Origin of the sequence: Niveispirillum lacus (assembly GCF_002251795.1) — a bacterium.
GTDB lineage: Bacteria > Pseudomonadota > Alphaproteobacteria > Azospirillales > Azospirillaceae > Niveispirillum > Niveispirillum lacus.
Genome location: NZ_NOXU01000028.1, coordinates 46660 through 59637 on the forward strand (window position 1 = coordinate 46660; position 12978 = coordinate 59637).

Here is a 12978-nt window from a genome sequence, read left to right on the forward strand (position 1 = left end):
TGGACAGGCGGGCGGGGATCACCGCTGCGGCCGGTACCCGGTATCGATCAACGCCCTGCCGCCAGCGATGCGCGATACACAGGCGCAGAGTTTGGTGCCCTCGCCCTTTTCCGCGTCCGACAGGAAGACATCGCGATGGTCGATCTCTCCGCTATGATCCAGCACATCGACGGCGCAGAGACCGCATTCGCCCCGGCGGCAATCATGGATCATCGGGATACCGGCCTCTTCCAGAGCATCCAGAAGTGACCGGTCTGACGGCACCGTTACCTCTCGGTCATACCCGGCAACCCGTACCGTGAACGGCGCCTCGGAGAAGCGGCCAGTATCGCCAAACACTTCATACCGGAAACGGCTAGTCGCGCGCCCGGCCTTGGCCCAGGCCCGTTTGGCCGCTTCCAGCATGGGCAGCGGGCCGCAAATATACAATTCCCCTGCGGGCGAAAGACGGGCGATGGCCGTGTCCAGGTCGATCATCGCCCCCTCATCCTGCGCATGGACCGCCAACCGGTCTCCCAGCAGGGTGCGCAACGGTTCCCGAAACGGCATTGCCCCCAGGCTCGGGCCGCCATATTCCATACGCAGATCGGCCCCATGCATGACCAGGGCCTGCGCCATGCCATAGATCGGCGTGACGCCGATGCCACCAGCCAGCAACAGATAATCCGGCGCACGCCAGGAGAGGTCGAACCGATTCTCCGGTGTCGTGATCCGGACCTTGTCGCCCACCTTCAGGCTGAACATATAGCGGGAACCGCCACGGCTATGGGGATGCAGCTTTACGCCGACCGCGACCTGACCGGGTACAGCATCAGGCAGACAGGAATAGGTGCGGATGGCCTGGCCGCCGGCGATCGGGGCCCGGATAGCGATATGCGATCCGGGGTCAAAGGCCGGCATGGGCTTGGCGGTGGCAAATTCGATCCGGCGCACGCCATCGGCAATATCGTCAGCGGCAACAATGGTGGCGTCTGTCCACACGGCGTCATTTTTCATGGATTGATGCTCCCACAAGGCAATGTTCAGCCGGCGACCAGCGCCAGGGCGGGGAAGCGGCGCAGGGCGGCGTGGCCGCCTTCCATCACTTGTTCCAGGTTGCGTCGCGCCAGCCGCGCATGTTCACGCGCCACCGCTTCGGCCCGCGCCCCTTCGCGCAAGCTGATGGCTTCCACCAGAGTGCGGTGCTGTGACTGCGCCAGTATCAGTGAATGTGGCACCACCGGTAAGCCCGGCTTGTCCAGAAAGGCACTGGGGGACGCAAAGGGCAGGCGGGTCAAGCGGTCGATCTCGCGCTCGATTGTGTCGCTGCCCGACAAGCCCGACAGCAGCGTGTGGAATTCCGCATTCAGCGCTGTATAGCGGTCCAGGGGTGGTGCAGCCGGGTTCAGGGCGATGACAGCATCAATTGCGTCCAGCACCCGGTGAATGGCCATCATCCGCCGCGGCTCCACCCCGCGCTCAGCCGCCAGCCGCGCCGCCGTACCCTCCAGCACCCCACGCAGTTCGATGGCGTCAATGGCTTCGTCCAGGGTGAAACGGCGGGGTATATGCCCACCCGCCGGCACCCGCTCCAGCAGACCTTCCTGTTCCAGCCGCGCCAAAGCTGCCCGGATGGGGGTACGGGAAATACCCAGTTTCTCTGCAAGACCGGGCTCCGATAGTCTTTCGCCTGGCTCAACCTCACCGCGCAGGATCAGGTCGCGGATGCCGGCCAGTGCCCGCACGGTCTGGGCTGCGTCCTTGTTGTAGCTCATGGCAGGACGCTCCTTATTCTGCGGCCAGGGCGGGGCGCTTCTCGCGCTCGATCATCCGGTCGATCAGGCGACGTGCCCACATTGACCCGGCATCAATATTCAGATTGTAGAAAATATGGCCGGGGTTGGCGTCGATGGCCTTCTGCTGTGCTTCCAGAATATGTTCATCCTCGCGGAAGATACCGGCCACACCCTCACGGATCTTATGGGTGCGGGCCTGATTATGGATGTCGAAATTCCGCGCAAAGGCCCAGAAATAATGACAGGTGGTCTCGGTCTCCGGTGTCAGGCAGTTGATGACCCGCCCATCCACCCCCTGGGACCGGTCACCCTCCGGCGCACCGGTACCTGTGGGTGCTACCCCCACCTCGATGATAATGGTGGAGGGGGCCGTGAAGTTAATGATCTGCCAGCGATCAACATGGTCCTTGCGACCCAGATTATCGGCCCAGAAGGGCGGTGCCTCGATATCCACCATCCAGCGCGTAATGGTGGCGGTTGTGTCGGAATGGGTGGCGGTAAACGGCGCCTCCGCCACCGCCTGATTGCCGATGGACCCGCCATGCACAAAGGTTTCGTGTGTCAGATCCATCAGATTATCGACCACCAGCCGGTAATCGCACTTGGCATGGATGACCTTGCCATCGGCGGCCCAGGTCGGATCGGTGTTCCAGTGAATATCGGGGATCAGCGCCGGATTGGCCAGGGACGGGTCACCAGGCCAGATCCACAGGAACCGATAGCGTTCGACCAGCGGATAGCTTTTCACACAAGCCGACGGGTTGATGGTGTGTTGTGACGGCATGTATACACACCGTCCTGTCTCATCATAGGCCAGCCCATGATAGCCACAGACCACCCGGTCCTCTTCCAGGCGGCCCAATGACAGTGGCAACAAGCGATGCCAGCACGCATCGGCCAAAGCCACCGCTGAACCGTCTTGCTTTCGGTATAAAACCACCTGTTTGCCGCAGATTGTGCGGGCCAGCAGCTTGCGCCCCACTTCCACATCATAGGCAGCAACATACCAGGCGTTCAGCGGAAAACTCTGGGCCATGCTGGCATCTCCCTTCTTCTGTATCTTGGTATCAAAAGCTGTATACAGCTTTTCTAGGCAAGAGTCGACGGGGCGGCTTACCGCCCCGACTTGGTGTCAGAGGGTTAATTTTATGGTTATCCCTCGGCGTCGCCGTCACTGGTGGCGAACTGGAACCCGTCCAGCAGCGCCAGCAGGGCCCCCCGTCCAGCGGCACCCAGTGACGCGGTCAATTCCTGCTCATAGGCATCGTGCCGTGCCTGGATTTCCTGCATCCGTTCCTGACCATGGTCGGTCAGATGCAGGCAGTAGGAGCGGCGATCAGCCGGAGACGGGGAACGAACCAGCAAACCGCGCCCTTCCAGCCCGTCCAGCAATGGCACCAAATTGGCCCGTTTAAGCCCAAGCGCGTCGCTGATCTGCGATTGGCTGAGCCCTGGATTGTCACGGATCACGGTGAGGATCGCGAACTGCGTCGGACGGATGTCAAATTCCGCCATGAATTGTGTGAACAGCGTGAAAGCCGCGATCTGCGCTCGACGCAACCTATACCCGATAGATCCCTGCAGGGCAGACAGATCGATACCGCTGCGATCATCCATTCCGATCACTCCACCGCCATGACGCGCTCGCCCTCGCAACCTACAATCATGTCATGGCGAATTCGAGGAATTCGTGTCATCGGCAGCCCTTTGGCGCAGCAGATGTTTCTGTACCTTGCCGGAACCGGTGCGCGGCAGGCTATCGGTGATGATGATACGCTGCGGCCGCTTGTACCGGGCGCAACGTCCTTCCAGATGGGCCAGAACCTGCTCTGGTGTCACTGAATGGCCTGCCCGCGGTACAATGTAGGCCCAACCGACTTCGCCCCAGCGCGCATCTTGTACCCCGATGACCGCTACTTCCGCCACACAATCCATCTCCAGGACCGCGGCTTCCACCTCGGCCGGATAGACATTCTCACCACCAGAGATAAACATGTCCTTCTTGCGATCGACCAGATAATAGAACCCGTCCGCATCCCGCCGTGCCGCGTCGCCGGTTCGCAACCAGCCCCCCTGTTCGGCCAGCGTCGGCAGTTCCGGTCGGTTCCAGTAGCCCGGTGACAGGTTGGGGCCATGGATCCAGATCTCCCCGACGGCGCCATCCGGTACATCAATGCCGTCATCATCAACCAGACGCAGGCGCAGAGTGGGACCAGGGATGCCGGCGGAACCGGCCTTGGCCACAATACGCTCGCGGTTGCTGATCGGCATGCCCAACACGGTTCCGGCTTCACTCATGCCATAACCATCGGCGATGGTGATGCCATCATCGCTGAACCGTTGGATCAGGGCCGCGGGCATGGGCGCTCCACCTGTACACAGGGCGACCAGACGATGCAGGCGGGCAGGGTCATAATCGGGATGCTGGCGCAAGGTCTGCGCCATCTGCGGCACACACATGTAATGGGTGATACCCAGGTCCGGGTCCGATAGACGGGCCAGGGTCACCGAGGGGTCAAACCCGCGTGACAGGATCAGGGTGCCTCCCTGCATCAGGGGCGTGCGGACCATGGTCACCAGCCCGACCACGTGGAACAGCGGCATGTCACACAGTACAACACTGGTGGCATTGACCCGGTTCATCAGGCTGAAATTTACATTGGTAAAGAAGAGGTTGCTTTCGGACAGCAGGGCACCTTTGGGTCGCCCTGAGGTGCCCGAGGTGTAAAGCAGGGTGGATGGGTGGTCGGCCGACGGTATCCGCAGCGGCCGTGCTGGCGCCAATCCGTCCCACTGGGCGAACGCGGCAGCGATGTCCATGACCCGTGTGCCGTCCTGGCCTTCTGCCGACCGCGCTGCGGTTTCCAAGAATTCCGCATCGGCCAGCAACAGGGCAGGGCCTGCGTCGGCCACCTGAAATGCCAGTTCCGCAACGGTCAGCCGCCAGTTCAACGGGGCGAAAATCGCCCCCAGCCGTGCCGCCGCCAGATGCAGGATGGGGATGGCAACATGATTACGCCCGATCACCGCGATACGCTGACCCGCCGCATCTGCCAGCAGCGATGACACCCAGGCGCAGCAACGGTTCACCGCCATATCCAACTCGGCATAGGTATAGCGGCGCCCCTCGATCAAATCGATGATCGCAATACGCTCTGGCTGCGCCGCCGCTTGAAACGCCAGCGGATCAGGGGCGGGAAGAGGGGCGATGGTCATGGCTAGCCTCTGGTAAATCTGGAACAGACCCTGGATGTCGGATCGTGCCGAAGGCGCGTCTTGGCCGACTGCCGAAGGCGCGTCTTGGCCGACTGCCGACGGCGCGCTTCGACACCTGGCCATTGCTGGCCCTGGCCAGGCCACGCCTGGTGTTTGACCTGGACCTGCGCCTTTGAACGATCATCCGCGTTTGTAGGCACCCAGGCCGGGCTTGTAGCTTTTCTCATCAATGAACTGGCGGATGCCTTCTTTGCGGCCGTCATTGTCGTAGGAGTTGGCGGCTTCCTGTGCGCGGACCAGGAAGTCCTCGGCATTGTCGTAGGTCATTTCCTTGACCCGCCGCACAGCGTCCTTGGTCGCCTTCAGCGCCACCGGGTTCTTTTCCAGCAGAACTTTGGCGATCTCCGTTACGCGATGCTTTAACCCGGCCAGCGGCACCGCCTCATTCACCAGACGCCATTCGGCAGCCTTCTTGCCGTCGATGGCTTCACCAGTCATGGCGTGATACATGGCATCACGCAGGGGAATGAGGTCGACCACCACCTTGGTGGCGCCGCCGCCGGGCAGGATGCCCCAGTTGATTTCCGACAGGCCGAATTTCGCCTCCTCTGCTGCGATAGCCAGATCACAGGCATAGAGGGGGCCATACCCACCACCAAAGCACCAGCCATTCACCATGGCGATGGTCGGCTTTTGATACCAGCGCAGGCGCCGCCACCAGCCATAGGCCTCACGCTGGGCCTGACGCGTGGCGCCCAGGCCCCGTTCCTCCGTTTCGCGGAAATATTCTTTCAGGTCCATGCCGGCGGACCAGGCCGACCCTTCGCCCGACAGTACCAGAACACCCACATCCTCGCGGAATTCCAGCTCGTCCAAAACCGCCATCATGCGGCGGTTCAGGGTCGGGCTCATGCAGTTGCGCTTGTCCGGGCGATTGAAACGAACCCAGGCGATGCCGTCCACGACATCGAACGCGACAGTGTCATCGGTGCTCATGCTGTTCATCCTGAAAGGGGAATCTCATCAGATCGGGAAATGGCCGGGGAGTGTTTCCAGCGTGATCCACCGCAGTTCGCTGAAAGCATCAATCCCGGCTTTGCCGCCGAACCGGCCATAGCCGCTATCCTTGACCCCGCCGAACGGCATCTGCGCCTCATCATGAACGGTAGCACCATTTACGTGGCAGATGCCGGACTGGATCCGTTTGGCCAGACGCAGGCCGCGTGCCGCGTCGCGGGTAAAGATGGAAGCCGAAAGCCCATACTCGGTGTCATTTGCGGCGCGGATGGCCGCATCCTCGCCATCAACACGCACGATGGTGGTGACCGGACCGAAACTCTCCTCGCCATAGATGCGCATGGCGGGCGTGACATGGTCCAGAATGGCCGCCGACATCAACGTGCCCTTGGTCGGTGTGGCCTGGTACAGTCTGGCGCCCTTGGCCACGGCGTCGTCGATCAGAGCCTGGATGCTGGTGACCGCATGCGGATCGACCACCGAACCCAGCGGCGTCTTGCCCTCGCGCGGGTCACCGGCCACCAGGGTGGCAGCCTTGGCGGCGAACTTTTCGACAAAAGCGTCTGCTACCTGATTATCGACCACGATCCGTTCGGTGGACATGCAAATCTGACCGGAATTGAAGAAGGCGCCAAAGGCAGCGGCTTTCACGGCTTCGTCCAGATCGGCATCCTCCAACACCACCAGCGGTGCCTTGCCGCCCAACTCCAGAAGCACCGGTTTCAGATTGCGGCCCGCACGTTCGGCGATGATGCGGCCGACCCGGGTTGAGCCCGTGAAATTGATCCGGCGAACCGCGGGATGGTCGATCAGGGCGCCAACAATGGCCCCGGCATCTTCTGGGGCATTCGTGATGACATTGACCACGCCTGCGGGGAAACCGGCATCGGCCAGCGCCGATCCGATCAGGGCATGGGTGCGGGGGCACAGTTCCGACGCCTTCAGGATAACGGCATTGCCGCAGGCCAGGGCGGTTGCCACGGCGCGGACGCCCAGGATTACCGGTGCATTCCACGGCGCGATACCCACAATCACGCCGACCGGCTGGCGGATGGCCATGGCGATACAGCCCGGTTTGTCGGACGGAATAACCTCACCATGGATTTGGGTGGTCAGCGACGCCGCCTCGCGCAGCATGGAGGCAGCAAGGGTGACATTGAAACCGGCCCAGCCCGCAGTGGCGCCAGTTTCAACGGCCATCGCGGCGATAAAGTCCGGCATCCGGGCCGTCAAAGCCTCGGCTGCCTTCAGCAGCAGGGCACGGCGCGCATTCGGTCCGGTTTCTGACCATGCGGCAAAGGCAGCGGCGGCGGCTTCGGCGGCGGCGCAGGCATCCGCAACACTGGCGGCAGCCGCGATACTGGCCACCTGTCCGGTCAGCGGGTTCAGGCGGGTAAAGGTACGGCCGTCGACGGCCGCGCGGGTATTGCCGCCGATCATCAGGGCGGCATCCAGTTCTGTACTCATGCGCCATTTCCTCCCAGCAGGGGCCGTTGGCCCGTTATTTAGTTATGCAATATAACAATAATGAGCATATGGCAAGCGGGAACATTCCCTTACGGGGGTCATGGCCTTATCGGCCGGTCGCTGGCCCCTCAACGCGATCTCTCAGGACCGCAACGCCCCTCATGGACATGGCAATCAGTAGAAACATCGACGCCAACACTTGTCCAATAAAATGATTATGTACAATAACGAGATTCTGTATAGTAGGGTCACGTTCACCAAAAGCCCCCGGGACGAGGGGCTACGACGGGAGGTTACCCATGGGCGCTCCAGCCCGCTCCGTGCCGCGCAGTGGCACCACTTTATTTCTCTGCTACCTGATCGCACTGCTGGAAGGTTTTGATATCCAAGCCATCGGTGTCGCCGCCCCCTATCTGATTCCCCAGCTAGGGCTAACACCGGGACAGGCTGGTGTGGTGTTCGGGGCCGGCATGGCGGGGCTGGTGCTGGGTGCTGTCACGGGTGGCTGGCTCGCTGACCGGATGGGGCGCAAGGGGCTGTTGATGGCCTGCGTGGCGATTTTTGGTCTGTTCACATTGGCCACCCTGGTGGCAACCGGGCCCATATCGTTGGGGGTCTACCGCTTCCTGGCGGGGGCTGGAATGGGGGCGGCCATGCCCAGTCTGGTGGCGGTGGCGCTGGAAATTGCATCACCGGAACGCCGGACCCGAACTATCACGTTGTTATTTTCCGGCATGCCGGCAGGCGGGGCCCTGGCTGCGGCGTTCGCTGCGGGTCTTTTGGAAGACTATGGCTGGCATTCAATTTTCCTGGCTGGCGGTGTGCTCCCCCTGCTGTTGCTGCCGGCCATGTGGATACTGATGCCGGACAGCCGGTCTTCCGCCACCGCGCAGGCTGGTCGCCCTGGTGCCGCCAAGGCCCTGTTCGGGGAAGGGAGGTTGCTGATTACGTTGCTGGCGTGGTTCACATTCGGGATGACCCTGCTGGTCTTGTATCTGCTGCTGAACTGGTTGCCCTCTTTGGTCGCTGCCAAGGGCCTGGGCGGGGTCGGTGGTGCCGGCGCGGCCTTTGCTTTCAACGCGGGCAGTATCATCGGAGCGCTCGGCATCGGGGTGTTGGTTGACCGGCTGGGCCCGCGCATTCCCATCATCGCCGCCTATCCATGTCTGGCGCTGGCCATGTTCGGTCTGGCCGGTGCGGACAGTCTGGGGCCGGTGCTGATTCTGGCAGGTTTGGCCGGATTTTTCCTGCTGGGTGCGCAATACTCGCTCTATGGTGTCATCCCGCTCTATTATCCGGGTACGGTACGCGGTTTGGCGACCGGGGCCTCCATTGCGGTCGGCCGCCTGGGTTCCATTGCCGGTCCGTTGGTGGCCGGTCACCTGTTGGGTCAGGGCTGGGGACCTGCAGGTGTGGCTATGGCCATGGTGCCGGTGGTCCTGGCCGCCGGTATCTCTGCTGCGATCATGACGATCCGTGGTCGCTATATCGACGCGTAACGGCGCTCCGACGGGGCAGGGTTGTTAACCAGCCGCGCCCTGCCGGAACCGTCCGGGTGAACATCCGACCCGGCCTGTGAAAAAGCGGTTGAAATAGGCCGGATCGGTAAAACCCAGGTCGAATGCGACTTCTGCCACCGCCAGATCGCTGTACAGAAGGCTGCGTTTGGCTTCAGCCAGCAGCCTGTCATGCAGAAGATCAAGGGGTGGATGGCCTGTCACAGCGATGCAGGCCGCGCGCAGCCGCCCCGGCGTGACGCCCAACGCATCGGCGAACTGTGCGACACCCCATCCGGCACGATAATATTGTTCAATCATGTCGCGGTAACGGGCCACCAGGGCTGCACGGGGCCCACGGGCTGCGCCGCTGCCGCCCGCCGACAGACGTGCTGCCCGCCAGGCATGAACCAGCAGCGCCATCAACGCGGCCTCAACCAGCAGCGACCGTCCCACGCGGGTACCGGACGTTTCCGCTTCCAGCAAGGTCGCCATCCGCAGGCAGTCGGCGCCGTCATCACCCAGGGGCACGATGGCCGGCCGACCGAACAGGTCACCCAGTCCCGGTTCCCGCCGCACCAACCCGCGCAGCAGTGGTTCAACAAACGTCACCACATGGCCTTGGCTGTCGGCATTCCACTGAAACCCATGCACCTCTCCCGCCGGGACCAGCAGCAGGCAGGGTGCCGTGAACCCCGTCCGCGTCCCGTCCACCAGCAACGCCCCTCCACCGCTGGCAATGACCAGGACATGGTTCAGGTCAGCATGGGCGTGCGGTTGGATCTGCCAGCCGCTAGGCTGACTACGTCGTTCCACGGTTTCGGCATGAATGAAATGTTCATCTGCCTTGGCCTCCGCCTCTCCATAAAGGAAGAAACGGGGTACGGGATTACTGGTTTTGCGGCTCATGCGCCGCAGCATGACAAGCAGGCGATGAAAAATCCAACTTTTTGATAGATGCGTGTCCTGTGCCAATGGTTCGCCGACGCTATCCTTTCCCCAGCACCCCATAAAAATGACAGGGAGAGGGATCGTGATGCGCACACAGGTTGCCATCATCGGCGCGGGACCGGCTGGATTGCTGCTTGGCCACCTTTTGTACAAGGCAGGTGTCGAATGCGTCATTCTGGAACGGCGTGACCGCGCCTATGTTGAAAGCCGCATCCGCGCCGGCATCCTTGAACAGGTAACGGTGGATTTGTTGCGTCAGGTGGGCGTTCATGACCGGATGGATCGTGAAGGTCTGCCCCATAAAGGTTTTGCGCTGTCGACGGATGGCGATAATACCCGTATCGACATGAAGGCGCTGACCGGCAAATCCGTCATGGTTTATGGCCAGACCGAAGTGACACGCGACCTGATTGATGCCGCCTTCCGTCGCGAGATTCCGCTTTTGTTTCAAGCCGACAATGTAGCTCTGCATGACATTACCAGTGCCCGGCCCCATGTCACCTTCCGCCATGATGGGGTGGACCAGACGCTGGAATGTGACTTCATTGCCGGCTGTGACGGGTTTCACGGTGTGGCGCGGGCCAGCATTCCCGCCGATATCCTGCGCACCTTCGAACGGGTCTATCCGTTCGGCTGGCTGGGGGTTCTGGCCGACGTGCCGCCCTGTGATCATGAACTGATCTATGCCAGCCATGAACGGGGCTTCGCCCTGGCTTCCATGCGGTCCCATACCCGCTCGCGGTACTATGTGCAGGTGGCCAATACGGAAAAGGTGGAGGATTGGTCCGACGACCGGTTTTGGGACGAACTGTGCCTGCGCCTGGGTGATGAGGTGGCGCCGCGTGTGACACGCGGCGCCTCGATTGAAAAATCCATCGCGCCGCTGCGCAGCTTCGTGGCGGAGCCGATGCGCCATGGCAACCTGTTCCTGGCCGGTGACGCTGCCCATATCGTTCCGCCGACGGGGGCCAAGGGCCTTAACCTCGCTGCCACCGACGTCGCTTATCTGGCTGATGGTCTGGCGGACCATTATCGGGGCAACAGCGCCGGGATCGACGCCTATTCCCACCGCGCCCTGTCCCGCGTGTGGAAGGCCGAACGCTTCTCCTGGTGGTTCACCAGCCTGATGCACCGTTTTCCGGAAACCGATGCGTTTGGACGGCGCATGCAGATCGCCGAACTGGACTATCTGCGTGGTTCCTATGTGGCCCAGCAATCGCTGGCCGAAAACTACGTGGGCCTGCCGCTGCGCTGATGCCTGATACCCATGGAACAAGTGCCATCCCGACTGGGTTGGCCAATGGGGGGTGCTGGCTTTTACGTCGGACTCCGTCCTAAAAACGGGCACCCCCACTCTCTCAGTCATCAAGGCAGTCCGGCGATGGCCCGCCGGTGATCCGACGTCGGATATCGTTGCGTTGGCGTGACGCTGCTGCCTGTCCATCGCCAAGCCTTCTTTGCGCGGCGCCCAGCACAAAATCAGGCTGGTGTGCCAATCACGGGCCGCGAGATGGCACGGGATAACGGGTCTTTGCGCGGATGAAACCGTCCGCCCCACTCCCCCGGCCTTGATTCTCCGATACGAAAATTTCTTTGACAGCACAGGCCCTGTGCGGCGCCGCCGACCGTGTCGCTGTCATGACCGGCGAGGGCCTGTTGCGCGCCGCCGCGCCGGCCGTCCATTCGGGACCTCAATCGGCCTTTCTAAGCGGCAAATCAGGCAGGAAAAGACAGGGTGGCTGGTCTCTGCGGCTAACCCGTCGGAGCTAAAATGAAGGTCGAATGAAAATCATAATTTAGCTAACTGACTCACCATAAAGACTTAAAAATATTATTGATAGTAGCAGTTCATCTTATGGTTACTTGTATAGTCAAAAAGGAACATGCTCATCTAGTATTCAAGATGATTGCGTGGCTGAGCCTTATTGTCACCATCAGACCGGAATGGGGCATATGAGCAGGATAAAAAACTATCTTAGATTATATGCCGTATGCCCCGTATTGCATGCACGCCACCGGGCGGTCTTAGGGGTAACCCTGTCTCTGGCCGCCGCCGGTGTTGCTTTGGCAGCACCGCCGCCGCCACCCGATGCGCTGCAAAGGCCCCTGGAAACGCCGGAAGACCCGAGCCGGAAGCCGGACAGCCGCATCACCCTTCCCGCCATTGAGGAAGAGGTGAAACCCCTGTCTACCCCAATCACCGGGACGGACGGACAGGAGCTGCCGCGTTTCACATTGCTGGATGTGGCGCTGACTGGTAACCGATCCATCGCCACCGAGGATCTGAGGCCAGCCTATAGTGCGTTGATCGGAACGGTCATCAGCATTGCGGACCTCTTCGCCATCCGCGACGCGCTGCAAAACATCTACCTCAAACGCGGTTATTTTTTGACCCGTGTCATCCTGGAGCCGGACACGTTGGCAGTGGCCGGGGCTGTTCCGAAAATCCGGGTGGTCGAAGGGCTGATCACTGATGTCGTTTTGAATGGCGATCCGGGGCCGGTGGCCGCGTATTCAGCGTATCGCCGAAAAGCTGCGGACCGGGACGGCTGTCACCCTGTCGCGGCGTCAGGCGCTGACCAGCATCGGGAGCCTGCTGATTGATGTGACGGGGTCCGTGACCGGCACCTATGGCTTTCATGTCCTGCCGCCCAGTCAGAAGGCGCAGTTGGGCGGGGCCAGTTATGGCCGTGGATACCATTTCGGACAGTTGACCGGCGACCGTGCCGTGCAAGCCAGTGTGGAATTGGCGGGCCGTTCCCCCTCGGACTGGTTGTTGGCCGGGTCGTCCATCGGCCCATACCTGTTTTATGATTACGGCACCGTCTGTGATATTGCACCGGAAGACCCGCCGCGCCGCTACCTGCACTCGGTCGGGGGCGGTGTGCGCCTTGGGCTTACCCGCTTTCTCTCTCTGGACGTTGAATATGCCCGACGGTTGGTCACCAACCCCGCGCGCAGCAATGACGAAAAGCTGAACCCCGATCAGGTCTTCCTGCGCCTGCTCGGCCGGTTCTGATGCGATGGCGACCAAACGCCCACCGCCCCCTTGCCTG

At 61.8% G+C, this 12978-nt stretch carries 13 protein-coding genes; 5 read left to right on the forward strand and 8 right to left on the reverse strand.

Translation table 11 applies throughout. The annotated features are described in order from the left end of the window. Window positions 1-18 precede the first annotated feature (18 nt). The 5 genes from CHU95_RS10770 to CHU95_RS10790 form a co-directional block, all read right to left on the reverse strand. On the reverse strand, window positions 19-996 hold the full coding sequence (locus CHU95_RS10770; RefSeq protein ID WP_094456351.1) for a PDR/VanB family oxidoreductase: 978 nt from the start codon (window positions 994-996) through the stop codon (window positions 19-21). Window positions 997-1022: 26 nt separating this feature from the next. Further along, window positions 1023-1754, reverse strand: coding sequence for a GntR family transcriptional regulator (locus CHU95_RS10775; protein ID WP_094456352.1), 732 nt, complete (start codon window positions 1752-1754; stop codon window positions 1023-1025). Between the two features lie 13 nt (window positions 1755-1767). Next, window positions 1768-2811: an aromatic ring-hydroxylating dioxygenase subunit alpha gene (locus CHU95_RS10780; protein ID WP_094456353.1), complete on the reverse strand. Its 1044-nt coding sequence runs from the start codon at window positions 2809-2811 to the stop codon at window positions 1768-1770. A gap of 116 nt (window positions 2812-2927) precedes the next feature. After that, window positions 2928-3392 (reverse strand): MarR family winged helix-turn-helix transcriptional regulator, encoded by a 465-nt coding sequence (locus tag CHU95_RS10785; RefSeq protein WP_094456354.1) that lies wholly within the window; start codon window positions 3390-3392, stop codon window positions 2928-2930. A gap of 51 nt (window positions 3393-3443) precedes the next feature. Then, complete coding sequence (locus CHU95_RS10790) at window positions 3444-4991, reverse strand: AMP-binding protein (protein ID WP_094456355.1); 1548 nt, start codon at window positions 4989-4991, stop codon at window positions 3444-3446. Between the two features lie 44 nt (window positions 4992-5035). On the opposite strand from CHU95_RS10790, the gene CHU95_RS23045 reads away from it, so the two are divergent. Then, complete coding sequence (locus CHU95_RS23045) at window positions 5036-5167, forward strand: hypothetical protein (RefSeq protein ID WP_281255162.1); 132 nt, start codon at window positions 5036-5038, stop codon at window positions 5165-5167. Between the two features lie 4 nt (window positions 5168-5171). Here CHU95_RS23045 and CHU95_RS10795 read toward each other — a convergent pair whose 3' ends face one another. Together CHU95_RS10795 and CHU95_RS10800 are read right to left on the reverse strand one after the other, a co-directional pair. Continuing rightward, complete coding sequence (locus CHU95_RS10795; protein ID WP_094456356.1) at window positions 5172-5987, reverse strand: p-hydroxycinnamoyl CoA hydratase/lyase; 816 nt, start codon at window positions 5985-5987, stop codon at window positions 5172-5174. A 27-nt stretch (window positions 5988-6014) separates the two neighbouring features. After that, window positions 6015-7475, reverse strand: a complete 1461-nt coding sequence (locus tag CHU95_RS10800; RefSeq protein ID WP_094456357.1) for an aldehyde dehydrogenase — start codon at window positions 7473-7475, stop codon at window positions 6015-6017. 299 nt (window positions 7476-7774) lie between these two features. Between CHU95_RS10800 and CHU95_RS10805 the strand changes: the two genes are divergently transcribed. Further along, window positions 7775-8974, forward strand: a complete 1200-nt coding sequence (locus CHU95_RS10805) for an MFS transporter (protein ID WP_094456358.1) — start codon at window positions 7775-7777, stop codon at window positions 8972-8974. A 24-nt stretch (window positions 8975-8998) separates the two neighbouring features. Here the strand turns inward: CHU95_RS10805 and CHU95_RS10810 are convergent, their stop codons facing one another. After that, on the reverse strand, window positions 8999-9880 hold the full coding sequence (locus CHU95_RS10810; protein ID WP_165772118.1) for a helix-turn-helix domain-containing protein: 882 nt from the start codon (window positions 9878-9880) through the stop codon (window positions 8999-9001). A gap of 127 nt (window positions 9881-10007) precedes the next feature. Here CHU95_RS10810 and pobA point away from each other — a divergent pair, with 127 nt between their 5' ends. The 3 genes from pobA (at window position 10008) to CHU95_RS10825 (ending at window position 12941) form a co-directional block, all read left to right on the forward strand. Next, on the forward strand, window positions 10008-11177 hold the full coding sequence (pobA, locus tag CHU95_RS10815) for a 4-hydroxybenzoate 3-monooxygenase (protein ID WP_094456359.1): 1170 nt from the start codon (window positions 10008-10010) through the stop codon (window positions 11175-11177). 746 nt (window positions 11178-11923) lie between these two features. Next, on the forward strand, window positions 11924-12526 hold the full coding sequence (locus tag CHU95_RS10820; protein ID WP_165772119.1) for a POTRA domain-containing protein: 603 nt from the start codon (window positions 11924-11926) through the stop codon (window positions 12524-12526). Window position 12527: 1 nt separating this feature from the next. Continuing rightward, window positions 12528-12941: a BamA/TamA family outer membrane protein gene (locus CHU95_RS10825; protein WP_094456361.1), complete on the forward strand. Its 414-nt coding sequence runs from the start codon at window positions 12528-12530 to the stop codon at window positions 12939-12941. The last annotated feature ends 37 nt before the right edge of the window (window positions 12942-12978 follow it).

What these genes read in the sequence shown, in the direction of transcription:
- CHU95_RS10780 (WP_094456353.1), bottom strand. Translation starts at nt 2,811, where the DNA reads ATGGCCCAGAGTTTTCCGCTGAACGCCTGGTATGTTGCTGCCTATGAT.
- CHU95_RS10795 (WP_094456356.1), bottom strand. Translation starts at nt 5,987, where the DNA reads ATGAGCACCGATGACACTGTCGCGTTCGATGTCGTGGACGGCATCGCC.
- pobA (WP_094456359.1), top strand. Translation starts at nt 10,008, where the DNA reads ATGCGCACACAGGTTGCCATCATCGGCGCGGGACCGGCTGGATTGCTG.
- CHU95_RS10800 (WP_094456357.1), bottom strand. Translation starts at nt 7,475, where the DNA reads ATGAGTACAGAACTGGATGCCGCCCTGATGATCGGCGGCAATACCCGC.
- CHU95_RS10790 (WP_094456355.1), bottom strand. Translation starts at nt 4,991, where the DNA reads ATGACCATCGCCCCTCTTCCCGCCCCTGATCCGCTGGCGTTTCAAGCG.
- CHU95_RS10810 (WP_165772118.1), bottom strand. Translation starts at nt 9,880, where the DNA reads ATGAGCCGCAAAACCAGTAATCCCGTACCCCGTTTCTTCCTTTATGGA.
- CHU95_RS10770 (WP_094456351.1), bottom strand. Translation starts at nt 996, where the DNA reads ATGAAAAATGACGCCGTGTGGACAGACGCCACCATTGTTGCCGCTGAC.
- CHU95_RS10805 (WP_094456358.1), top strand. Translation starts at nt 7,775, where the DNA reads ATGGGCGCTCCAGCCCGCTCCGTGCCGCGCAGTGGCACCACTTTATTT.
- CHU95_RS10775 (WP_094456352.1), bottom strand. Translation starts at nt 1,754, where the DNA reads ATGAGCTACAACAAGGACGCAGCCCAGACCGTGCGGGCACTGGCCGGC.
- CHU95_RS10785 (WP_094456354.1), bottom strand. Translation starts at nt 3,392, where the DNA reads ATGGATGATCGCAGCGGTATCGATCTGTCTGCCCTGCAGGGATCTATC.